General features: G+C 31.6%; 22 protein-coding genes and 2 tRNA genes. 9 read left to right on the forward strand and 15 right to left on the reverse strand.

Translation table 4 applies throughout. The annotated features are described in order from the left end of the window. Positions 1-11 precede the first annotated feature (11 nt). Complete coding sequence (locus tag GvMRE_RS01910) at positions 12-3,827, forward strand: hypothetical protein (protein ID WP_147409604.1); 3,816 nt, start codon at positions 12-14, stop codon at positions 3,825-3,827. Between the two features lie 38 nt (positions 3,828-3,865). On the opposite strand, the gene GvMRE_RS01915 is transcribed toward GvMRE_RS01910, so the two are convergent. From GvMRE_RS01915 to GvMRE_RS01955, 9 genes are all read right to left on the reverse strand, one after another. Continuing rightward, positions 3,866-4,282, reverse strand: coding sequence for a hypothetical protein (locus GvMRE_RS01915; protein ID WP_147409605.1), 417 nt, complete (start codon positions 4,280-4,282; stop codon positions 3,866-3,868). Between the two features lies 1 nt (position 4,283). After that, positions 4,284-4,577 (reverse strand): hypothetical protein, encoded by a 294-nt coding sequence (locus tag GvMRE_RS01920; RefSeq protein ID WP_147409606.1) that lies wholly within the window; start codon positions 4,575-4,577, stop codon positions 4,284-4,286. Then, positions 4,577-6,850: a protein kinase gene (locus tag GvMRE_RS01925; protein WP_147409607.1), complete on the reverse strand. Its 2,274-nt coding sequence runs from the start codon at positions 6,848-6,850 to the stop codon at positions 4,577-4,579. The genes GvMRE_RS01920 and GvMRE_RS01925 overlap by 1 nt, the downstream gene beginning before the upstream one ends. Before the next feature lie 142 nt (positions 6,851-6,992). Continuing rightward, positions 6,993-7,592 (reverse strand): hypothetical protein, encoded by a 600-nt coding sequence (locus GvMRE_RS01930; protein ID WP_147409608.1) that lies wholly within the window; start codon positions 7,590-7,592, stop codon positions 6,993-6,995. Between the two features lie 406 nt (positions 7,593-7,998). Then, positions 7,999-9,012 (reverse strand): IS630 family transposase, encoded by a 1,014-nt coding sequence (locus tag GvMRE_RS01935; RefSeq protein WP_147409609.1) that lies wholly within the window; start codon positions 9,010-9,012, stop codon positions 7,999-8,001. Then, positions 8,975-10,045, reverse strand: a complete 1,071-nt coding sequence (locus GvMRE_RS01940; RefSeq protein WP_147409610.1) for a hypothetical protein — start codon at positions 10,043-10,045, stop codon at positions 8,975-8,977. The genes GvMRE_RS01935 and GvMRE_RS01940 overlap by 38 nt, the downstream gene beginning before the upstream one ends. A 130-nt stretch (positions 10,046-10,175) precedes the next feature. Beyond that, positions 10,176-10,490, reverse strand: coding sequence for a hypothetical protein (locus GvMRE_RS01945; RefSeq protein WP_147409611.1), 315 nt, complete (start codon positions 10,488-10,490; stop codon positions 10,176-10,178). A 19-nt stretch (positions 10,491-10,509) separates the two neighbouring features. Continuing rightward, the gene (locus GvMRE_RS01950; RefSeq protein ID WP_147409612.1) at positions 10,510-10,689 is read right to left on the reverse strand and encodes a hypothetical protein; all 180 of its coding nucleotides are present in this window, start codon (positions 10,687-10,689) and stop codon (positions 10,510-10,512) included. A gap of 411 nt (positions 10,690-11,100) precedes the next feature. Beyond that, positions 11,101-11,280 (reverse strand): hypothetical protein, encoded by a 180-nt coding sequence (locus tag GvMRE_RS01955; RefSeq protein ID WP_147409613.1) that lies wholly within the window; start codon positions 11,278-11,280, stop codon positions 11,101-11,103. 96 nt (positions 11,281-11,376) lie between these two features. Here GvMRE_RS01955 and GvMRE_RS01960 point away from each other — a divergent pair, with 96 nt between their 5' ends. From GvMRE_RS01960 to GvMRE_RS01975, 4 genes are all read left to right on the forward strand, one after another. Further along, positions 11,377-11,634 (forward strand): hypothetical protein, encoded by a 258-nt coding sequence (locus tag GvMRE_RS01960; protein ID WP_147409614.1) that lies wholly within the window; start codon positions 11,377-11,379, stop codon positions 11,632-11,634. Between the two features lie 149 nt (positions 11,635-11,783). Next, complete coding sequence (locus GvMRE_RS01965; protein WP_147409615.1) at positions 11,784-12,263, forward strand: Panacea domain-containing protein; 480 nt, start codon at positions 11,784-11,786, stop codon at positions 12,261-12,263. A gap of 1 nt (position 12,264) precedes the next feature. Next, positions 12,265-12,735: a hypothetical protein gene (locus GvMRE_RS01970; RefSeq protein WP_147409616.1), complete on the forward strand. Its 471-nt coding sequence runs from the start codon at positions 12,265-12,267 to the stop codon at positions 12,733-12,735. A gap of 182 nt (positions 12,736-12,917) precedes the next feature. Then, positions 12,918-14,210, forward strand: a complete 1,293-nt coding sequence (locus tag GvMRE_RS01975; RefSeq protein ID WP_147409617.1) for a GTP-binding protein — start codon at positions 12,918-12,920, stop codon at positions 14,208-14,210. A gap of 52 nt (positions 14,211-14,262) precedes the next feature. Here GvMRE_RS01975 and GvMRE_RS01980 read toward each other — a convergent pair whose 3' ends face one another. From GvMRE_RS01980 to GvMRE_RS01995, 4 genes are all read right to left on the reverse strand, one after another. Next, positions 14,263-15,972, reverse strand: coding sequence for a hypothetical protein (locus GvMRE_RS01980; RefSeq protein ID WP_147409618.1), 1,710 nt, complete (start codon positions 15,970-15,972; stop codon positions 14,263-14,265). Positions 15,973-16,199: 227 nt separating this feature from the next. Further along, on the reverse strand, positions 16,200-18,893 hold the full coding sequence (locus tag GvMRE_RS01985; RefSeq protein ID WP_147409619.1) for a hypothetical protein: 2,694 nt from the start codon (positions 18,891-18,893) through the stop codon (positions 16,200-16,202). Positions 18,894-19,102: 209 nt separating this feature from the next. After that, complete coding sequence (locus tag GvMRE_RS01990; RefSeq protein WP_147409620.1) at positions 19,103-19,372, reverse strand: hypothetical protein; 270 nt, start codon at positions 19,370-19,372, stop codon at positions 19,103-19,105. Between the two features lie 225 nt (positions 19,373-19,597). Beyond that, entirely contained in the window at positions 19,598-19,969 is a 372-nt protein-coding gene (locus tag GvMRE_RS01995) for a hypothetical protein (protein ID WP_147409621.1), read from the reverse strand. Between the two features lie 71 nt (positions 19,970-20,040). On the opposite strand from GvMRE_RS01995, the gene GvMRE_RS13350 reads away from it, so the two are divergent. The 4 genes from GvMRE_RS13350 (at position 20,041) to GvMRE_RS02010 (ending at position 22,832) form a co-directional block, all read left to right on the forward strand. Further along, the gene (locus GvMRE_RS13350; protein ID WP_172575208.1) at positions 20,041-20,211 is read left to right on the forward strand and encodes a hypothetical protein; all 171 of its coding nucleotides are present in this window, start codon (positions 20,041-20,043) and stop codon (positions 20,209-20,211) included. Between the two features lie 24 nt (positions 20,212-20,235). Continuing rightward, entirely contained in the window at positions 20,236-21,903 is a 1,668-nt protein-coding gene (gene argS / locus GvMRE_RS02000; protein ID WP_147409622.1) for an arginine--tRNA ligase, read from the forward strand. A gap of 168 nt (positions 21,904-22,071) precedes the next feature. Beyond that, positions 22,072-22,698, forward strand: a complete 627-nt coding sequence (rplC, locus tag GvMRE_RS02005; protein WP_147409623.1) for a 50S ribosomal protein L3 — start codon at positions 22,072-22,074, stop codon at positions 22,696-22,698. Positions 22,699-22,747: 49 nt separating this feature from the next. Then, a tRNA-Leu gene (locus GvMRE_RS02010) sits at positions 22,748-22,832 on the forward strand. Between the two features lie 88 nt (positions 22,833-22,920). Here GvMRE_RS02010 and GvMRE_RS02015 read toward each other — a convergent pair. Both GvMRE_RS02015 and GvMRE_RS02020 read right to left on the reverse strand, forming a co-directional pair. After that, positions 22,921-22,996, reverse strand: a tRNA-Tyr gene (locus GvMRE_RS02015). Positions 22,997-23,358: 362 nt separating this feature from the next. Next, positions 23,359-23,847, reverse strand: a complete 489-nt coding sequence (locus GvMRE_RS02020; protein WP_147409624.1) for a hypothetical protein — start codon at positions 23,845-23,847, stop codon at positions 23,359-23,361. Between the last annotated feature and the right edge of the window lie 67 nt (positions 23,848-23,914).

Here is a 23,914-nt window from a genome sequence, read left to right on the forward strand (position 1 = left end):
CTGTTGAAGAAATGGCTGAAGAGGAAGAAAAAGGCACAACTTCTAAACCATCAAAAGCGGGAAATCCAAGCCAATCAGTCTCCGCAAAAATAATTCCTCAACAAATTCAAGCCAAACAACAAAAACTTGCTCAATTTAAGCAAGAATTAAGTCAAAATCAACCTAATAGTAGCCAAGCCCAAACTATCCAAGAAAGCATTAGCCAATTAGAAGCAGAATTAACAAAAGAAGAATTAGAATACAAACTCCAACAAACTGAACAACAAATAACTGAAAACCAACAAGAAATCTTAGAACAAGAATGAGAAGAAATTCAGGAAATCCAAGAAGAAGTTTTAGAAGAAGCCCCTGCTCCTGAACTACCTCCCGTGGCTAAGTTAATGGAAGAAGCCGCCCAAGCTGCCGAAGCCGCCGCTGATTCTTCTTCGGAATCTTCTGCAGCACAGCAGAACCAAATGACTTTGTTTATGCTTTACTTGATTATCTTCTTGCTCGAATACATTGTCTACAAAAGGAATGGTTTACCTGGTTTAGTTATCCTGAACATCTGCTTAGCCATCGCTTACTATAAAAAAGACCAAATTCTTGAATATCAACATTTATGGGAGAATTACTTCCTCATAATTGGTTATGTCATGGGTAATGTCCTGGCTTATTCTGCCCCAGAACAGGAAAAATACAAAATGCCTAGTGTAATTGGATTTAACGCCATTATTGCCCTACTTTATACTTATACTTGATATCAAAAACGCCAAATTAACCAAGCTTCTCAAAAAGAATTAACTAAGATTCAAGAAGAAACCATCCAAAAAATCCAAGCACAAAACCAAAACTACGAAACAGAAAGCAAGAAGGTAGAACAAGAATACACTCAAAAACAACAAACAATTATCGAAAAGATAGAACAACAACAAAAACCTAAACAAGAGCAAAGAAAACTAGAAGCAGAATTGGAACAAACTCTAAAAGAAGCCCAAGAAACCGAGAACACTCACCAAAAAGAACAAGCCCAAGAGAAAATCAACCAAATTAAGCAGTCTCTAGCGGAAATCAAGAAAAATCCTCTTACTTCTGCTGTGGATATTGACCTTTTAGAAGCAAAAGAACCCGGCATCAAATCCGAATGAGAAAGAATCAAAGGCTGATTGAAATCAATTATCCCTAGAAATCAAGAAACCAACACTCTCCAAAAACTATCCTCTGTCATTGAAAGTCTTCCTTTAACCGAAGAAGAAGCCAACATTTTAAGCAATTTACACTTAACTCAAGAACAAGTTTTTGCTATCTCTTGCCAAGCGGAAAGAGCAAAATATCATACCAATGAGTTAAAAGAAAACTATCACCAACTAACCAACTTCCAAAAACTTAAACTACTCAATTCCGGATTAGAAGCATTAGGCTTAAAAACCCTAGAAAGCAAGTATACATTAGCCAGAATTCAGCAACAAATCGCCCAAGAACAACAAAACTTTAACTTAACCACAAAGGAAAAAGAAAATATCCTTCGTTTATTAATCACCACTCTAAATTTAACTGAAAACCAACGAAACTTCCTAGAAGAAATGGGAGTAAGTTTCTTTAATGCTGCTAATTGGCGAGTAAGTGAAGAGCAAAAAGATAATTTACTGAAATTTGGCTTAGAAAGGGTTAAATTAACCGAGGAACAAGAAGAAAAACTAGCCACTTTGCACCCTGATGCTTTTAAAACTTTTGCTTTTAGCGAGAAACAAAAAACTATTCTCCAAAGTTTAGCCCCTTTAACCAAGGAGTATAAATATTCCCAACAAGCCCTAGAATTAGTGCGTTATTTAAGTCTAAAAAGCAGTAGTTTATCGTTTTTCGTTAATCAAGAAATAATTCCTGACCCCAATACCGCTTTTGGAGAAACTAAAAGCCCTTATTTGCCTTTAAAAACAAAATTCCTCCAAGGAGAACAGAAAATCTTAAAAAAGCAACAAGAAGAGAAAGAAAAACAAGCCAATCAAGAACAAATCCAGGCTGATAAACTATCGATAATAACTTCCTTGTTAAAATGGTATAAAGAAACTGACGAAACACAATTTAACTTAACCTTGGACAACTATGTTGAAATTGGAACACTTAAAGGTTGGCAAAGAGACATTTTGCTAACTTGCGGCCTAAAAACAATTCCTAAGTATAATTTCTTTGAATTGCTAGTATTTGCCGTGGAGACATTTACTGAGCAAACTTTTGCGGAATCCTTAGAAGAAAATAACTGGCTAGAAGAATACTATCAAGAATACTTAAACTCTCTGGCTAACCAGGAAATATCTATCAACAAAATTATCTGAGAAAAATATGCTTCTTCTCGCACTCCAAAAGAAAGAGAAATCCTGGCTAACCTTAATTTAGAAGAAATAATAAACGAACAAATTAACCGACACTTAAACACTTATCAGCCAGTAAAGGATAAAGACTGAGAGAAATGGAAAGATATTAGTTTGGATTTCACCACTAAACTAGTTAAAGAGTGAAAAAATAACTCTTTTTCTTATGAAACCGCTAAAGAATGAATTGACATTGGCTTAAAACCCGAAGAAAGCAACTATGCTAAATGGCTAAGAGACATAATTGAATTAACCCCTGAGCAAGTATTAAATGAAAGTGATAGTGAAGAATTAAGGAAAAAATATCAAGAATGACAGCAAGAAAATCAACCCAGCAAGCCTACTTCTTCTACTTCTCGCTATGATGACCTATTTGCCAATCTAAATCAAGAAGAAGCCGAACACCAAAAAAAGAAAAAAAGCCGTGAAGAAACCCGCAAAAAACTTGATGAACAAGAATTCTCCCGCCGACAAGCCAACCTCTTTGAGAAGGATCGCAAACTTAAAGGGGAAGAGGAACGTTACCAAAGAGAAAAAGAACTAGAAACTCAAGAAACAGAGAAAAAAAGACAACTTCGTGAGGCTCGAGATAAGGAATTAGCCGAACAAGAAGAAAAACGTTTAGCCGCTAGAACAGAGCAAATAGAACGAAACAGGAAACTTGCCGCTGAAGCTCTCAAAACTAAGCAAAAAGAAATAGAATTAGAAGAACAAAAAAAACGCGAACAAATTGAAAGATTAGAAAAAGCCAATAAACTCGAACAAGAACGTTTGAAAAAGAAAGCTAAATTACTTGAAGAAGAAACCAAAAAAAGACTGGAAGCCATTGCTCTCGAAGACCAAGAAGCCCGCCAAAAAATAGAGAAAGAAATGGAACAAAGAAAGGCTTATTTAGAAGAAGAAATGCTCGAACAAAAACGAAAACACGAACGCGAATTAAAAGTGAAAGAGCAAGAACTAGAACGAAAGAAGAAAGAACAACAAGCTGACCTAGAAAAAATGCGTCAAGAAGCAGAATTAATGGAAAGACAAGAACAACAAGCCAAACAGCAACAAGAACAAATGAGAACAATTGCTCGCCGGCAAGAAGAAATTGACCAGCGAAGAAGACAAAATATGATGTCCTTGGAATTGATTCATGAACAAGCCCTGGATTATGTGCTAGGTTATTTTCCTTTTAAAGATGAGTTTAACAATTCAGTGCAAGGAGTTTCTTGAACCCATAATACATATGCAAATGAATTATACAGTGTCAGAGACTGATTTTCGAGAGGAGCCAGAATTGATATTAGCAAATTCTATGGAGTAGAACATGGTTCTAAACAAAGGCTTCAGAAAAACAGTAGTAATCAATGAATTTACTGAGCAGGTAGACAATTATCCCGAGTAATTAGTTATGTAGGAAGTGGCTTTTTAAGTAAAGAACAGTTAAGGCAAAGGATTAAAGAGAAAATTAAGGATCCAGATATCTTTCGCTAAAATTCTGGTTCAGACAGATTAGATTCTTTTCAAATAAACTAAGAAACAATCCACTTAATTAAGTAATAAAATCCCGCTCATAAAGCCGCAAGCATTAAAAATCAAATCCCTATAACTACAAATGAATAAGTTTTTATTCCTTGATTTACTCCAGTAAAATTACCAGTTAGCACGTCTTTTATTGTTTCCTCTTGAAGTTTTTTGTGAACTCAAGGGAAAATAAGTCTGCCAACGGGAGCTTTTTCAAGTTTATTTCCCATTGCTTCTAGTTTAGGAACATAATTGATTAATTTTTCATTGCTGGCAAAGATGCTTTTTAATGATACTCAAATATCACTAATGCTTATTCTCAATAAAAGCCAAGTAATTAAGTAAGCTAAAAGTAAGCCAACTATTCAAGATATAATACTAATTCAGAGTTTTCGGCTTTTATTTGTTTTTTCTAGTTCTGACATGTTATTTGTTATCCTTTCAACGATGTTCTAGCAAAATATAAGTTTCAGGAGCAGCAAGTTGAGAATTAATGGCTTGGTTATTTATTTCCTCAAATTCAAAAGCAATATGACCAGGGATTTTAGGAGAATTGGCTTCTTTGGTAGTTTTTTGAGTGGGATTTTTAGGGTTGTTTTTTTGCCAGAAGACTATGGCAATTATGCCTATCGCTAAGACTACTATTCCGAGAATTATTCACAGTCATTTGCGGCTATTTTTACTCTCTCTCTCTCTCTCTCCATAATTAGGGTTATTCATTAGTGATTACCTCCTTTACTAGAACCAGGTGTTCCATAGGTTGGTTGGATGATTTTTGCTTCTTGAGTAATTTCTCGTTTGCTATTGATTTGTTCCCAAAAATCATTGTAGAGATTAAGAAGATTTTGGTTTTTGGCTTTTTCCTGAACCAATTGATTTTTTAGTTCAATAGTTTCTTTTTCTTCTTTACCACCAGTTATTTGAAGAAGTTGGGTTTTGTTTTCAATACGTAGTGATTCATCTTTAAGTCTAGATTCTAGTTCTAGTTCTCAGGATACTAGTTCTTCACAGTCATCAAGAGCAAACTCAATTTCTCCTACTAAACTGTTTCCTAATAGCTCTTCTAATTCACTACGAAGTTTGTCTCTTTGTTTACGGAATTCAATGGTTGAAGGCGACCTTTGCTTTTTAGCCTTAATAAATTCTAAGTGAATAATAACCAGATTCTGAATTAGTTTTATTTCTTTTTCTTTATCTGGTAAAAGTCGAGTAAAAATACCAACTATTTTTTCTTTTCTTTGTTTGATTAGGTTAGTTAACTCTTTAACTCTAGCTTCTAGGTAATTTATTTCTTTTGCTTGCTCTTCAAAAATATCATTTTTTTCTGAAAATTTGTTGCCTCGAGTTTTTAGTTCATCTTTGAGTTTTTTTATTTTGTTTAATGGTTCTTCTCCTTCTTCACTTATATTTGGATTAGTGGCAATTATTTCTTCTAGTTCTTTGGTTAATTCTTTTGATTTTTCTAAAAAGTAGCTGGTTAGTTCTGAAGTAGTTTTTTTAGAATTGACTTGCTTTAATTCTTTTTTGTCTCTGATTCTTTCTAGTTCTTTATGTTTATTGTCTTTTGTTTGCAATTCACTTAACTTCGCTTTTAGTTCTTTGACTTTAGAAAGCTTGTTTTCTAACATTATTCTCATTTCTTCACTTATGACAAGTTGATTAGTGGCAATTACTTTCTCTAATTCTTCTGACTTTTCAAAGGCAAGTTTTAAAGCTTTCTTAAGATTGTCATATTTTTGCTTTCTCTTATTAATTTCTACTTCTTTTGCTATGTATTTAACTTTTGTTCATTGTTCATTTAATTCCAAGTTCTTGGTTTGCAAATTGCTTTCTAAACTATAGAACAGATCATTAATTTCCTGAGAATTTTGTGGTTTAGGAAGAACTTTAAAATCCAAAAGTCGACTAGTATAAATTGCTGAAGGATGAATTCGGTAAAGAGATTTATCATCTAAAGTTTTCTTCAAAGGAAGTTTGCGAAATAAATTATGAAATATCCCAGCTTCTTTTTTTTTCTCTTTTGTTGATCTTGCTTTTAATGCTTTTTTCTCTTTTATTTTTTGATATTGTTGGTAAAATTCCGTGTTTACCTTATCTTTAATTTCATCCCATCAATTTCACAAAATTTCTTTTAGCTCACGAGAAGTTGGACGTTGTTTGGGATCAGCATCTAAGCATCTTTTAATTAAACTTTCTAGTAATTGTGGCATTTCAATTCCACCTAAGTTTGGTCGCAATCCCTGGCATATTTTTGAAGCCAAAAAGCTATCATGTGCCAAATGATGATAAGGTGGCAACCCAGAAAATACTTCATACATAATCATTCCAAAAGAATAAATGTCTGCTGCTCTAGTGTATGGTTCACTGGTTAAAACCTCAGGTGCCACATAAGGCAACACTCCATAAACTTTTCCATCACTAGGTTCGTTGGCCGGACGACATAATCCTAAATCAGTGATATAGCATTTAACATGTCCATGTTTACTATTTAGTAAGTTGCCCATATGAAAATCTCGATGTGTTAAATCCTTCTCGTGAATTGAGTTTAATCCATCTGCAATAAAATATAATTGATACAGTTTGTCTTCAAATTCTAGTTTGTCATAATTCCTGTTCAGAAATTGTCGCAAATTGCCACCTTCTATGTAGTCCATAACTATAACATATTCTTTAGTTTTAGGATTTTGAGAAACCCCAAGATATTTTACAACTGCCATGCTATTGATTAATTCATGATAGGTAATTTCGTTTAAAAAATCGACGGTTACTGCTTGAGAATTATTTAAACTTTTTAAGGCAACACTTTTGTCACCATATTTTTCTGGTCTAGGATCTTCTCAATAATTAGTAGCATTTCCCATGACTCAATTTGCCCTATATACTTTACCAAATCCACCATCAGCAATGTGTTCAATCTCCATAAATTGTTCATAAGGAATTCATTTAGTTACTTTTTCCGCAAAAATTTTATGACTTTGTTCAAATTTTTTCAACTTACAAAACTGACATCATGTTCTATCTTCGGAATCTTTTCCAGTATTAGGCTGATCGCATTCTTTACACAGCCCGTATTCTATAAGTCTTCATTTTAGTTTTTTATTGGGTATTAATTTATCTAATCTGTTTAATTCTAACTTATCCTGTAATGATATTTTTTTTTTTTTTTGAAATTAGGCTAATATTATTGATATCTAACTTTTTTAGTTGCTTAATTACTCCCAAACCGAGTTTAGAACCTTTCAAAAATTCTTCGTATTCTTTTCTCCTAAATTCATCATTATAGTCTGCTCATCAAACTTCTCCTTTCTCTTCAAACTCTTTAATAACTTTTAATCAAGCACAATAGTCTAAATCATTAGGTTTTAAGCCAATACTGATTCATTCCTGAGCTTCTTGAACAGTCAAACCTGCTTCTTCTCATTTTTGCTGATAAGTTTTACCTTGTAATTCTCTAGTAAAGTCAGGATGAACACGAATTCATAGCTCTTGATATTCTGCTTTTAAGCGTTTAGCATTGTCTTGCTGCTCAACTTCTTGACTAGTTAAATTTTTTTCACCTCTTAACCAAACACAAAAAGCTCAGTCGGTGACTTCAAAACTTTCCCCTAAAACATCAGCCCATCTTTTAGTGGTTTGATAGTTAAATCTGTTTTTTTCTCAATTATCTTGATAAGACTCAACTGCAAAATACATATGTATATCTTCTCAACTTTTTTTACCTAAACTTTCATCCATAATATAATATTTTAGTATACCACCAAAAACCTACTCAGAAACTTTTTTCTATCTATATATAGTTTACTGGGGAGTTATATATAGATTTTTTTGGTATACCACACTAAAATATAAGTATAGACTGATAATCATGAAAAAGTTTAAAGGCTCTCATACGCGTGTAAATATCTTGTCTTTCATTAATATATTTGAATTGAGGCTGGTAAATTGAGTCCGACAGATAGACCGGTATTTCAATAGTTTCTTCTTTTTGATAGTAATTTCTAATAGTTAATAAATAGTTAATTCTTGCCTGTAAAACCGCAATAGGATTAAGGTCTATTCCAAAAATATTATTGGTAAAATCTCGATTAGTTAATTCTCTTTTTTCTTTATTACAAAGTGCGAAATTATTTTCCGCTTTTTTTTAATCCTCACCTCACAACAATCTGTCAATAATCTTTCCAGATGCTTTGCTTGAACTTTCTCTAAAATCATAATTAGCACAATGTTCAAAATACTTAGCCATATCTTTCTGATTGAGGTCAACTATAATTTTATCAATAACTAACTTTAATTCTTCATAAGTTCTAGGTTTATTCTTTTCAACTTGCTGACGAATGAAATTAAAACACAACTCTGCTGGATTAAATTCAGGTGTATAAGATGGTAAATAGAGTGGCTTAATGTTTTTGCTTTTTAATAATTCTTCAATAGTAGTAAGCTTCAAATCTAGACATGATTTCTTGGCACGATGAACTGAAAGATTATCTAGCAAAAGATAATGTTTTTTATTATTAAGAAGCTGGAGATTGGTAAGAAAATTATGAAAGTTTTTTGTTTTCATCCCTTTTTCAATTAGCTCATAATGAATTACTCCTTTATTTGCTACATTCTGAATACAAAGAATTAGAGTATTGTTATCGCCCTGCCTACCTGGCTTTTTATAACTAGCACGAGAACTCTTGTGAGAATAACCATAACGAGGAGTTTCATTCAAATGGAAACTACATTCATCAAGGGCAAGAATCCGAGGATGAGTTAAACGAGCAATTATCTTTTTAAACTTACTAATTCTCCTAATATGTTTTGCTTGTTCTGAGTAGTGATTAGTTAATTTCTTGCGAGTAATCTCATATTTTTTTAGGGTTCGCAATATCGTATAACGACTTACTTTTTGCCCCATCTTTTTAGAGATATAATTTGCCATTTCTTGTTGAGTAGCAGTTTTGTTTTCTATCCAAAGAGAGAAAATAAGGTCGATAAGAAAAGTTCCACGGATTTTGGACTTGCGACCCCTTTTTTTCTTAGGTTCATTATTTTCTCTTTTTCAATTTCTGATAGTTTTTTCATTGACTTCAAAGATATCAGCTAATTCTTTTGGGGTAAATCTTTCTAATAGTTTAGTTATTTGTTGAGGAGTAGGTTTGACTTTGCTCATTTTTCTTTCGAGTAATTAATCAAACTATTAAGCCAATAATTCCTGCTAAAATTATTCCACTTCCAACAATCAAAGGTCAATAGTTTTTTTTAGGCTCTTGTTCTTGACTGGTATCTAACTTACCATACTTACTTTCATAAGTTTCAGTGGCTTTTTTCTCACTATTCTCAGCAAGTTCTAAGAAATAACTTGCCATTTCTTTTTCTTCTTTGGATAGTTTAGGGTCAGCAGTAGACTTAGCAACCTCCTTTTTTAATGATTTACTAAATTCTTTTAAAGTTAACACTTCTTTCTTGGAAGCTTCTTTGGTTCAGTCAAAGTCTTTTTTACCTTCACTAGTTAAGGCTAATTCCATAGGATACAACTTAGTGTCTTTAGTTCACGCTTTAATAGTGGTGTTAGGAATATCCTCGGCAGCAGATTTGCCTTTTTTGTGTTGTTCTGCTTCTCACAAGGCTTTATGATGCTTATAATGACAGATTGAGGAACAAAAAATAGTTCTCAAACCATAATCCAAAGCCCAACCTTTTCTCATGTCAGGTCACTCTCTTTTTTGGCATTGACGACAAGTTTGTTGACGACTTCTTTTAAATTCCTCAGCACAAGAACAGTTTTCACTAAAATAATGGATTTCTTCATGAAAATTAAGGTCAGAGTATCATATTCTTTTTATGGTGTATTTTCCTATTTTACTATTTCAACAAGAAGTGCCACATCTTTTGCAAGTGTATTCGTTGTGTTCTTGGCTAGAAGTTTTTTCTTGTCTTGGTTGTTCTTGACCAGGTCGTTGATTATCAGGTGAACCTAAATCTTCATTAGCATGAGCAAATACTCATTCTTCCTTATTTCAGTTATAGACAATAAAAGCTAAAACTCCTTGCCTTTTATGTTCTTTTCGAACTGCTTTGGGCTTGTTAGGGTCTTTTTCTATTGGAAACTCACCTGTTATTTTACGATATTGTTCTTCGTTCTTATCTCAACATCCTGAACAAAGTATTCCATCAAGCATATCCTCATGATTATTATTGTTCATTACATAATAAAATGCTTCGTTGGCTTGTTGCCTTTCATATTTCTTATCACATATTTTACAGTAATTGGGTTTCCTTTCTTTTTCTTTTTCCTCTTTAATTTTTCTAGCACATTCTTGGCAAACTAAAAGTTTAAGTGCTATCTACTTTGGTTGCTTCACTAGCCATTTCATTAGTTTTACATTCTTGGCATTTTAGTAATTCTTTGGCACAAGGATCACAGAGATAACCTTCATAAATGGTTCTTTTTTCTTCTCCGATGGTTATCACTAATCCTCTGTGTTCAATATCGTTTACTCGGCACCTACTACATTTAGGTCTTTCATCAGAAACATTGTCTCCTCTATTAGAATTTTGATTATTTGGATTATCTTGTGGGTTAGGTTGGTTATTGGGGTCATCGTCTCGTCCTCGAAATCAAACTACTCTCTCTCTTGCTTTAGTCATATTTGCTCTTTATTCACTTTTACATTCCCCTCTCATGTTCTAAATATATATTCAAAAAGAACTCAGCTTGCTTAATATCATATTGTTCCTCAGGAGAACATTTTTTTCATTCAGAATTGTAAATCATAAGGTCAGCCTCACTCAATTTATCTAGGTTCTTTAGCTGTCAAGCCAGTTTTAATTTTTTAGTAATGTTCATATAATAATATTTTAGATGCTTTAATGTATCTTTTATACAAAAAACAGATAAGAAACTTCTCTCCTGGGATGAACAAAACGCTTTATCTATATAATATTTCGAGCAATGTAAGACCGAAAGTGACTTTGTTTTTTTGTGTTAACAATTTTTAAAAATTCTTGTCTTTTCTTGGTATAAAGTAACCGCAAACATAGTGAGCAAATGTGTTTTTCTTTGTCTTCCTCTTTTTCACTTCAATAAAATAAGAAATGTTTTTGGGAATAATTTTGTTGGGAAAAGGAGAAAGTAAGGCAGAATTTTTTTCCACACTTGAAACAGATCTCGCTTCTTTTTATAGGATAACCATCTTTGTCTATTGGTTTGGATTTTAGTTTTACTACTCTGTTTTTTTCTTTCATAGGAGATATTTTATTAAAAACGGAAATTAATTTTGCACTTTGTAATAAAAAACTGTAAATCTAATTTAAATAATTGTGGTTGCGGGTTTTTTATTTCTTGAAATTGTGATTCATGGTCTTTTTTTCTCTCATAGGAAAAAGGAGTAATATTTTTTTGTGTATTTGAGTTTTGTATTCTTTTGTTGTGTTTCATAATGTCTATTTTTACAATAAATATATAAATCTAGATTGATAGATAAATAAAAATTTTTGAGTAGTAGTTAAAAATAACTATATATATTATACGTGTATGAATGAAATTAAGGAAAATGGAGAATCGAGCCGAACCAAACAACTAGGCTTAAAAGTAAAAGAAGATTTTTATTGAAAAGTGAAAGAAATGGCTTTAAAAAGAAGATGTCATATTGTAGAATTAATAGAAGAATCAGTGGAGTTTTTTCAAAAAAAAAAAAAAAAAAAAAGAGAGAGAGAGAGAGAGAGAGAGAGAGAGCAGAAACGCCCAAGAAGCTGTCATAAAAGTCTAAAAATAAGGGTAAAAAATTATTAAAATTCTTTAAGCATTTGGAAAAGCATTTTAGCAATGAGACAACAAAGTCAAAAAACCCATTGTCCGAAAAACCTAAAATTAGGAAACTAAGTTTCTCAAATTTGCCGTCCTTGCCCTGATTATAATACTATTATATAGAATTTGATATTATGCCAGCAATTAAAAGCCCTAGCCCTAAAATTAAGCATTTAAGATTGAATCCTTTATCTGTTGCTAAGTTTTTTTGAGAAAGAGGAATTGAAATCCCACCTGTTAAACAGCGATTGGTTTATTTCACTTACTTGGAAGCACTAAAACAAGGATATTTGCTTTTTGAAGAAGAGTGACAAGCTTGACCTTATGGTCCAGTAGTTGAATTAATTGTTGACAAAATTTTTGATCATCGCCATAACCTTGCCAAACTTTTTAAGTCTGTAAAAGATATTGACGATGAACTAGTGCTTAATTGAACCGAGAAAGTATTTAAAAAACATCGAAATACTGAACAGGATTTAATCTTCCAAAAAGCCCAAAATAAGCCTTGAAAAGATGCTCGTAAGCCACTTAAATCGGAAAAGCAGAATGCTAAAATTCCTCTTGCTAGTTTAGTCAAGTTTGCTAATGGCAAGCCATCAAGAATAACTACTTAAAATGATTATTGTTTTTGATAAATTGCTTTTAGAATGTATTCATGATCTAACTTTGCACAATCGCTGTCGAAAAAATAAGTTAAGAAGTTTGTTCTCTGTTCTGCTAAATAAATTTGCTGAGTTTAATGACAAAACTTTAACTGAAATTAAGAAAATAAAAAATTGCCATTCTATTAATTATGGTACACAATTAAAAATTATTGATTTCTTTGCCAAGTATGCTAAAAAAAGTCAAGTTAAGTCGTTGGTCTCTGAAGCCAGCCTTTACCAAATAGCCATTCCCAGTACTGAAATTAGATTAATTGGTATCTCGAAACCTAAATATTTCCGCACCAAAGAAAAAGCCTATGACGACTTGTTTTCAGTTCTCTTTATTGATTTTGACCATTCTTTGCATAAGAATGTTCGCCAACAAAAAGCCAAGCAACAACAAGATTTAATTTGTATCATGTCTGAAAAAGACTGTAATTAACACTTTTCCTAAAAGCATTTTACCTACCTACCCTTAATTTTCCTATAAAAGACAAAAAACCCGCCCTTAACTTACAGTTTAGAGCCCAAAAATTAGCCAGAAACATATAACTTATGCTATTCTCCTTTGAATGTTTTAATATTTCGTAAGCAAAAAAACATTATACTTATAACTCCTCTTGAATGTCAAAAACAAAAAAAATTATCCTTCTTGGTTGCCAAAGAACCGGCAAAACTACTTTTTACCGAAAGTTAATTAAAAACTATGCTTTGAAGCAAATGACAATGGCAAAAATCAGTTCTTTGATTAATTATGCTGATTGTCTTATTCAATACAAAAGTAATTATTATTTTCTTATCGATACACCTTCTTTTGTTCTTCATCCGTGCACCGAAATTGAGCAAGCCATCCAAAAACAAAACGAGGAATTAATTAAAGAAAGTGATTTAATTCTCTGAATTATTGACGCAAGCCAAGAAATCGACCAAGCGACGGAAAAGTTAAACAAGTATTTAAGGCAATTTTCCACCCCAAAAATATTAATTTTAAATAAAATTGATTTAGGAGAACAAAAAGAATACCAAATTTACCTTTTTCAACGGCTAGGACAAAGGCACCTTTACTCCTTTTCACAAAAAACTGCTAACTTAGAGGAATTAATGGAAAAAATTATTAGTCTTGTTCCTAGCCCAGATTTTCCAGAGGCAGAAAAAGACAACCAAATCAAATTAACCATTTTTGGCCCCCCAAATTCAGGAAAATCTACTTTATTGAATTATTTACTACAAAAAAATCGTTCTTTAGTTAGTCCTGTGGCAGGAACTACCCAAGAGCCAGTAAAAGATTATTGAAACTGGCAAAACTGGTCCTTTGCTGTGGCAGATACGGCAGGAATTAGCAAATCCTTAATTCAAGAAAAACAAATCTACCAAGAAAACCAAAAAACTTTTCGGCAAAGTGATTTAGTTTGAGTGGTAATTGATGCTACCTTACCTTTAACCAAACAAACCTTTCAAATTATCCATTTAGCCGAAAAACACCAAAAGCCCTTAATTATTATTGTTAATAAATGTGATTTAATTGAAAATAAACAAAAAAAAGAAATCCAAGAACAAATAAACGATAGATTAAAAAGTTTGCGTTATGTGCCAATTATTTTTCTTTCGGCTCTCCAAGGAAAAGGAATTAATTCTTTATTGAAAACTTTTGCTCTCTTACTTGAAGAAAGTCAAAAGCAATTCACTAAAAAACAACTTGCTGAAACAATTGAAAATATGTCCTCTTTTTCTTATAAAGGAGGTAGGTTAAAAATTTATTTTGCTAAACACCAGCCAGGATTAACCCATTATTTCATTTTTTTTGTTAATAATCCTAAATTACTGCATTTTTCTCATCAAAGATATATAGTTAACTATCTACGAAAAAATCTTGCTTTATTACATTTACCAATTAAGTTAATTTTTAAAAAGTCATAAATAATTATGACTTGTGTTTTTCTTAGTATTTTTATTATTTTTTAAAAAAGTTCTACCGAGGATTAGGAGGAAAATCAGCCTGTTGAATTTGGGCTGATTGTTCCTGTTGCTGTTTTTTTTGTTTTTCCCTAGCCCTGATTTGTGAAGGACTTAAGGGTTTGTCTCCGGTTTCTGTCGACAATTTTGTTCAACTGGAATCTCCTAAACTAGGATTTATTGGCTGAATTTTAATAGATAATCTTTTTTGCTTAGTTAATTGTTGCTTGTGGTATTCTATTTGAAGGTCTTTTTGATTTATGTCTTCACTAGTTAAATCAGTTTGAGTTTCTTTTTCCAAAGTTTGGACAGTGCTTTTTAAAGTATTTTTTAATTCTTTAGCGTAGTCTTGAGCAAGTTTTAATTCTTCTTGGAGAGAGGCTATTTGCTGTTCTTGAGTACGAAAACTCAAGTCATTAATTTTCTGCTTCAACTTTTCTATCTTCTCAGCGTTTTTGCCTTCTTCTTGTTTAATATTAGATCTTAGTTTTTCTACTTCTTTTCTTGCTTCTTGTCACTCATAATAATGATTAATTGAAGAGCCAATGTAACCGGATATACCTTCGTTCTCCAACTTAAAAATGTCAGGCAAGTGAGGAGTATTAGTGAAATCAGCTTCCTTATAATCTTTTAATAATTTTTCAAGTTTCTCAACATTTTTACTATCAAGTTGCTCATTAAAGATACTAAACAATTCTTTGAGTTTTTGCAAAATTTTTGTCTCGTTTTCGGTCAATTGCTTTTGCTTTTCTAACTCTTCAACCTGTTCTTTAAAATTTTGTTGGTCAGCAATTTTTACTTGTTTTAGTTCTTCAATTTGTTCTTTTCTTTCTTCCAGCCCTTGTTTTAATTCGTCATACTCAAATTGTAATTTCTGCTTTTGCTCTTCACTATTTTCTAATTTCTTTTGGGTTGCAATTAACTTTTCTTCTAGTTCTTTCTTTTCTTCTTCTAACTGTTTTTTTCATTGCTCATCACTGACTTCTTTTAACTTATTTTCCAACTTTTGAATCATTTCTACTAATTTTTCTTTTTCTCTTTCCTCACTTTCTTTGGAACTTTTGTTAGCATTTTTAATTTGGTTCCTTTTTATTTTAATTGTTCCTCCATCAGCAGCATTAATGTTAACTATTAATAATCCCCCTTCCTCAGGAACCTCAAAGGTCTCTCGTCGATTTCCGGTAGCAGTGACCCCATATTCAACAGTTCCACCTTTGGTTAATTTTATTTCAGCATAATAATTATAAGAAGTTTTGTTTTTATGCCCTCCCTTAGTTAAGCAGCCTAAGCAAAGCCTCTGCAAGTCTTCATGTTTCTTACCAGGCAAACCAGATTTTAATTGTTGATATAAATCATTATCTAGTGAACCAATATAAGAAACAACATTATAATCTAATTTGAAGCCATCAAACTTGGTTAATTCTTCTAACTGCTTGTTAAACGAATAATCAAAGTTATTATGAAGTTGTGGACAATTAGCAATAGCAAACTCCTCTATTTCATTATAACTGAAATTCAACTCTTTCAATTTTGGGCATTTTTTTATTACTAATCCAGTCAACTTACCTCAATTATCCCAATTTCCTTCCACATTTATTTTTTCCAAACAAGGAAAATCATCAATTAATAATTGACCAGTTATTAATGTTTCTTCTTCTAATTTAATTTGTTTTATTTCGTTTCTATTTGGATATTTTTCATTTAATCATTTTTGGGCGTCTATCATATCTATATCTCCTTATAATTATATATTTTAATACTCTTTTAATTTTTTTTAAGAAAAATTAGGAATTATTAACTTGCTTGACTTTCTTTATCGCTTTGATTTTCCTTTAATAACTCAGTAAACAAAAGCACCAACGGCACTTATTCCAAAGGTGATACCAATTATTCAGATTAGGGCTGGATTTTCTTTATTTTTCTCTTCTGAAAACTGAGTTTTTGTGACTGTCGTTAATTGCTTTGCTTGAACTTTTTTTTGCTGAACTTCACGAAGTAATTGTTTCAACTACTGTCTAATTGTTCTATTTTTGCATTATATCTATCTAAAATTTCTTCTTGTTCTTTTTCAGAAAAACCTTTTTCCTTTAAAACCTCTCCAATAAATTGCTGAGAAATTGCCACGGTTTTTTTAGTACTCTCAAGCGTTTCTCTTTCTCTTTCTGTCAACTTTTCGGTAAATAAATTTATTGTTTCTCCAATAAGTTGTTCTTTTTCTTCACTTATAGAAACTTTGTCTGCTTTTTCACTAAATGCTCTAAGAATATCCTCAACTTCTTCTGTCATTTTGGCAATTTTATCTTTAATTTCATCCGAAGAAGGGAAAGACTTTTTAGGAGATTCAGAAGGGTTTAAATTATCATCCTTGACCGAAGAACTATTTCCTTCTCCTGCATCATAATCTAATGAATAAGAAGTATAATAATAACCATCATCGCCGCCATCACTAGTTGTTGAATGACTATTAACACTTGAAGTTGAGATATTACTGTTTGAAATTGGCTGACTAGAAACGTTCTCATTATTTGGTGAAGATTGAGACTCATTTCTTCTCCTCCTTGAACTTTGCTGAACTTCTATTTGTTGGGTAATCAAAATAATTAAGCGACATTTCTCCGCATCAACAGCATTTCGGTTAATTAAATTACTAAATTTGCTTTCTCAATCGCTTCCTAAAATGCTACTTTTATCAGTCCACGCTCCTAACTGTCTATTAACAACACCGTTCCAGTAATCATTTACTTCTTGAATACCTCGAACTTGGAATTTAGTAAAAATTAAAGGATTATAAGAACAATTATCAAGAACATCATCCACATTTCAATAATTATCATAAGCAATGCGAGCTTTAACAGCAGGGTAAGCCTTCTTCATTCAGGAAACAATTGCTTGGTTTTTTGCTTCTTCTATTTCCGGCTCGTCAAAAAGATTAAAGTATTCATCATCAATTCGGTCATGATTAGCACCCACTACTGCACTGCCAGGAGCATTGAGAAAAATATCAATGTATTTAGCTTGGCGAGCTTCAGTTAAACCTGTAGAGGTTTTTAAATCATAGCTTTTGCCAGCAATTTCGGCATTACCTTGATAGTCGTCAATTTCGTTGGCTTCTATCCTTTCATCTGAATTATGATAATTATAAGCATCAGCAGCCTGCTCAGCATTTAAACTTTTATTTAAGTAAGCATCGATTATAGCATTATCAATATAATTATTTCCCACATGGGTTTTAAAACTTGAACGGAAAATTAATTTTGCTTTTTGGCTGTCACGCATTCTTTCAAATTGGCTAATTCCCCTATTGATTGGTAATCTTAAACTGCCATATTTAGTTAAATCTCCTTTTAATTCATCAATTCGATTAGTTATTAATAATTCTCTTTCATTACTCTCAATATTGTCTCAATTTTCAATAAGTCGACTAATCTCTTGTGCTTCCTGTTCGATTAGAAGTTGAGGATTTGCATTACGATAAGCACTGAGAATTCATTGTTTAATCTCTTCTAGATCTGCAGAAGAAAAATTTTTTAGTTCCGAAGGAGAAATCGGATTATAATAATCTCCATAAGCCGCTTTTAACTTCTTCCAGGTATTAGCATCGTTGATCTCTGTAATTAGGTCTTCACATTTTTTTAATTTTTTGTATCTTGCTTCTCGTCTAGTTTTTAAAACAACTGGTTGCCCATTCTCAGGAAATAAATCCCCGCGTAATCCTTGAATTTGGACATCTAAATCTTTTCCTTCTGCCAAAAGAATGGACTCTGTTGCTCTTTTAATAGCATTATCTATTTCCTTTCATTTTTCTTCTTCTGCTTTTAGTTTGTTAATTCGAGTTTGAGCTTTGTCTTTTCAATCAACATTTTCGGTTTGGATTTCAATCTTATTCAGAGCCTCTTTTTCTTCAACCGTTCCTAGACAAAAAGTTTTTAATCTTTGTATAGCATCGTCGATTGCTAAATAGTTAATACCATCAATAGCATTCCAAAGTATTTGAAAACCATCTTGAACCTTTTGCTTAGCCTCTTCTCATCTTTTGTGACGAGACTCCCGAATTTGTTTTTGTATATCTTTAATGTCAACTTTAGACGCATTTTTTATACTATTTTTCTCCGCACTTGTTAAATCAAAAGGAGTATTAAAATTATTTCACAATTCACCTATATCATCTTCCAATAGAGCCAAAGCACAAATTAGTTTCAATTCTTTATTATCAACATCATTTTTCTTACTCTCATGAGCATTTGACTGTATCTCATTAAGAGAACTATTATACTCCGGTATTAATTTTTTTAAATTTTCTAAATCAGCTTTTAAATCTTCACGTCTGTTGTCAGCAATCGGCTTATCAACAAGTTCTTGGAGAGAATTTTCAGCTACAATTACTTGGTGCTTTTCTTTAATTTCTTTTAGAGTTGATTTCAAGGCATTTAATTTTTCTTTTTCGCTACTTTTATAGAGAATGTTATCTATTACGCTAGTTAAATCATTATAGAGAACTCGTGAATTTTCACAAACAAGTGCCTTGTTTATTCCTTCTTCTACAATCTTTTTAAATGTTGAATCACAAAAATCATTCACCTCTTTGGATTTTTTTTTTTGACTTAGTTCCGTGGCAAAATCTTGACCTTCAAGTTCAGCAATTTCCAAAGATTTAGTTAAGAATTGTTTAACTCTCTCAACTCTAATTTTTTTAATTAAACGATTCTTTTGAACTTCAATTTGTTTTCCTTTTAAACTGGCAAATTTATTTTCTAAATTGTCTGTCTCTAAAAAATCATTTTTGTTAGGTATTAATTGAAAACGGGCTTGATTCTGATTCCAATATTCATTTATTTTCCTAACAGCATTTTGGCGTGCTAATCGATCATTGACAACTTCAAATATTTCTTGGAGGTATTTTCTTTACAGTGAATTCAATATTCCTCTCAATCTCAATAATTTGGATCAACATTCGCAAGATTGATTAGCAAAGACTGCCAAGATTTCAGAACTTCGTAATTTTCTTGTTTACAAATTAACTCCAACAAACTTCCTTGCCAGACAGTCTCTTCATCTTCATTAATATCAGGACTTTTGACTAATATTTCCCGTATCTGACTTCAACTTTCCTTCATGTTATCAGGCAAATCAGGAAGTTTACTTTCTAAGAAGACAATTACTCTCTGATTATTATTTACTTTTTCGATGTCATTAATTACTCTTCATACTATTTACCTCGTATATATATTTTAAAGCACAAATAATTTTTTTGAGTTATATTTTTAAACTTTTCTGTTTCTTTTTTCTCTCGCAAGAGAAAAGATATATATTAATAATTTATAATTTAATCGCTTAAACGAAAGCAAAATCTTTTAAGTTATAGTTTCAAATCAATTTCGAGATAAATAAACATGAAAAATTCTTGATTTCTCTCCCCTTACTCCTCAATCCTCAAATCTGCCCAACAAATTTTTCTTTAAACAACTATTACAAATATATTTCTCTTGGTCAGTAGGTTTTTCAGTTCAGTATCCTCACAAATTTTTTTGCGAATATTTTTTCCGAGGTAGGTTATATTTAACTTTAATTTGATTATCACAAATAAAGCATTGTTTAATTAAGTCAGGGAGAGTATATTTTCACCTGCGAGATTTGTTTTTTATCTTTGGTTGTGGATAATTTTCATGATAAAACATTTCTTCTACTGGGTGATGATTTGGTAATAATTCGTTAGTTTTCGTCAAAATCTATAAATAAATTTTAGAGTTTTTTCAAAAAATATTAAAAAAAACTCAAACAAGTAAAAAACTAATTAATGACAAAAAATGATTCCCCGGAAAAACAAATTCCCGAACTTTTAGAAAAACCCACCAAAAAACTAATTAACTGAAAAGAGGAATTGGTAGTGTGGAGCATTGTGATTAATACGATAATTGCTATCATTCAATTAATTATTACTTTAATTATGATTAGTAAAAGTAAATAAGTCATTGGCAGTTTAAAATATGCTATGAATAAAGATAATATTATCAATTCTTTGATCGCTCAATGAAAAATTTATGCTTCTCAAAATGGCCTAAAATGAAATCATTCTTTTTTGCAATGGAATCTTCCCCCGGCAATTAAAGCTGATTTTGCTCTAAATTTGGCTTTACCTATGGTTCATAAAACTAACCAATCGGCAAAAACCATTGCTGAAAAAATACTTTACTTGACTAAAGATAATAAATATTTACAGGGTGAAATTACTCTTCAAGGATACATTAATTTTCGTTTAACTGACGAATATTATTATCAGTTTCTCAAAAAAATCGTTATTGATGATTCATTCTCCGGAGAAAAATTTGGTCTTTCTGCTCGTTCTGAAAGTTCCGTTTTGTTGGAATACGTTTCGGCTAACCCCACTGGTTACCTTCATTTGGCTCATTTTCGCCATGCTGTCATTGGCAATACTTTGGCTAATGTCTATAAGTTTTTAGGCTATCAAGTGATTAGAGAATATTATATCAACGATCGTGGCGGGCAGATTACTTCTTTAATTAATTCTGTTTATTACTTTTATCACCATTTACAAGGAATTTCCCCTTCCATTGAATTAGAAAAAATAGAATATGCAGGAAAATCCAGTCAAGAAACAGCCCAAAAGTTAATAAAAAAATGAGGCAATAAATATACCAATAAAAAACTAAGCAATGAGGAATTTAATGTTTGAAAAAAAGAAGTTTTAGAATTAATTTTAGCCCAAATCTGCCAAGATTTAGAGAAATGTGGAATTAAATTTGATAACTGATTTTCCGAAACTAGTTTGTATGAAAAAAATCAGCACCAAGAACTATTGGCTGAACTAAAAAAAAAAAACTTAATTTATACTCAAGATGGAGCCACTTTTTTCCGTAGCAGTTTAGGTGGTGATGATAAAGACCGGGTAATTATTAAGCAAGACGACGACTATACTTACTTTTTTTCCGATATTTTTTATCATTTAGATAAGTTGAAGCGAGCCGATAAATTAATTAATATTATGGGTGCCGACCATCATGGCTATATTTCCCGCATCAAGAGTGCTTGCCAGTTATTAGGTTATAAGCCAGAAAATATTCAAACAGTTTTGGTGCAAATAGTTAATTTACTTACTAGGGAGGGTCAAACGGAAAGATTTTCTAAACGGGCTGGAAATACAATTGAATTAGAAGAAACCTTGAAACATATGGAAATGGATCAATTAAAATTTTTCCTACTCGAAAAAGAAACTAATCAACCCCTTGCTATTAATATTGAATTACTAAAAGAAAATAAAGAAAAAACTCGTCTTTATTATATTCAGTATGCCCACGCTCGTTGTCATCAATTACTAATGAAAGCCAAAGACAAAAAAATAAATCTCAGTCACGAAAATCTTAATCTAACTTGAGACCAAGAAGAAAGAAATATTCTCAAAAATTTATTACGTTTTTCTTTCATTCTCCAATTAATCATTGAGGAAAACAAACCCCACCATTTAATTTATTATCTTGGTGATTTAGCCCAAGTATTTCAAACTTATTACCAAAAAGAAATAATTATTGAAGTAAAAGATCCATTAAAAACGCAACAAAAACTTTTCCTTGTTCAAGGAGTAAAAGAAGTCTTAAAAACTGGCTTGAAATTAATCGGTATTATTGCTCCAGAAAGGATGTAAATTTAAATAAAAACTTTTTTCTTTCACCACTTCAACAAAATTAATTTTCTGGCTAACCTCATCTCATCAAAGAGAACTAAATAGGCATGGATTTCGCTAATTGGATTGGTATTTTTTACTCATTATCTATACAAAATCAACCAATTTGCTTAAAAATATAATTATCTTATGAAAATTAGTTTGCTTGGAAAAAAAATTGGCATGACTCAATTCCCGAAAGAAGGAAAATTCATTCCTGTCACAGCAATTTTGGTTACTCCTAATGTAGTGAGCCAAGTCAAAACCCAAGAAAAAGATAATTATAATTCTTGTCAACTGGCTTTTCAAGAATGTCGAACTAAAGTTTTAAATAAATCCCAACTTGGTCACTTAAACAAGAATAATATTTCTCCTTATAAATATTTACGAGAGGCAAGGGACATGACTGGATTTTCTGCTGGCTCTCAGTTAGACGTTTCACTTTTTCAAGAAAAAGAAAAAATTAAAGTTACTGGTACTTCTAAAGGCAAAGGATTTGCCGGAGTAATTAAAAGGCACGGCTTTGCTCTTGGTGCTATGTCGCATGGTGGTGGTCCAGTTCATCGTTCAATTGGTTCGGCTGGTGGCGGTCGAGGTACCCGACAAAAAGTTCCCAAAGGCAAAAAAATGCCGGGTCGTATGGGAAATGAACAAGTAACTGTTCGCAATCTCCTTATTGTAAAAATTATTCCTGAAAAGCAGGTAATCTTAGTAAAAGGGGCTGTTCCTGGTAATAAAAAAGGCTTAGTAAAATTATCTAAAATTGTAAAAGAATAAACTAAAAACCGAGGACTAGACTAAAAACATTTTTTATAGATGGGAATATGTGGACCTGATGAAATTGGTAGCCTTGCTGGCCTCAAAATCCAGTGCTTTTATGCGTGAGGGTTCGAGTCCCTCGGTCCACACCATAAACAAAGAGGGAGAATATCTGTTTCCTCATAACTAAAACCTAAAAAGTAATTTTAAATTCACAAAAAAAAAATAAAATGTAAATAATGGTGGGAGCAGAGGGATTCGAACCCCCATAAAACTGATCTACAGTCAGCTGTCTTACCTATCGAGCCATGCTCCCTTATTAAAATTAGTTCAGTTGAAATATTATAGGCTAAAAACTTTTGAATAACTTCTTTGGCATAATCAAAATTAGCGGCTTCTAAAAAAAATCTACACGGTTTTCGCCAGTAACTTCATCATAAAGAGTAGATTTTGGTTCCTCTTTTTTAAAGCAAGCATCACAACGAGGTGCTTTTCGCTCTGAATTATGGCAGGCTTTGCATCTCTTCTTTATTTTCAATTAAATTATTACAATCAAATATACCACATTTTCTTGCGTTTTTTCCATATAATATTTTTTTATTTATTCTCTTTAAAATACTTGCTTATTTTGTCTTACTAAACTTAAACAAATGCGAGTAAACATGCCATAGTAGTAATTTATTCTTCTTTTTTTGAAGTTTCAACTTCTTTTTTGTCTATTTTTTCCATAAATTTACTGTGGTCGGGACAAAGCAAATGGTCTCTTTTCAATAAGTGTAGCATCGTTATTGTTAACATATCTAAATTACTTACTGGAATCTGCGAAATTGGCTGTTTATTTTCCTTTTCCTTAGACTTTTCTGTTTCCTCTATTTGCTGGCGAATAAAACTAAAACAACGCATTAAATAGCAACAATCAAAAACGCTTAATCTTATTTCTCCACGGTTTATTCTTTCGCTTAATTCAGTTAAAAGTTTGGGGCTTTCTACTTTTTTTAGATTAACGAATTCTAAGTTTCCAACTAATTTTAATTTAGCATCTTTTTCTTTACTCAATTTTTCACCACTAATTTTTTCTCATAATTCCGGATAGTGTTCTTTATCACTTTCAATAGTTCTTAATGTTTCTTCAACTGCTTGGTTATTTACCTTGATAATTTTATTCATTGCCTTATAATTATTTTTTTCGCCGAGAACGAATAATTATTATTGCTATGGTGATTAAAAGTCCAAT

The sequence above is a fragment of the endosymbiont GvMRE of Glomus versiforme genome, from assembly GCF_003546845.1.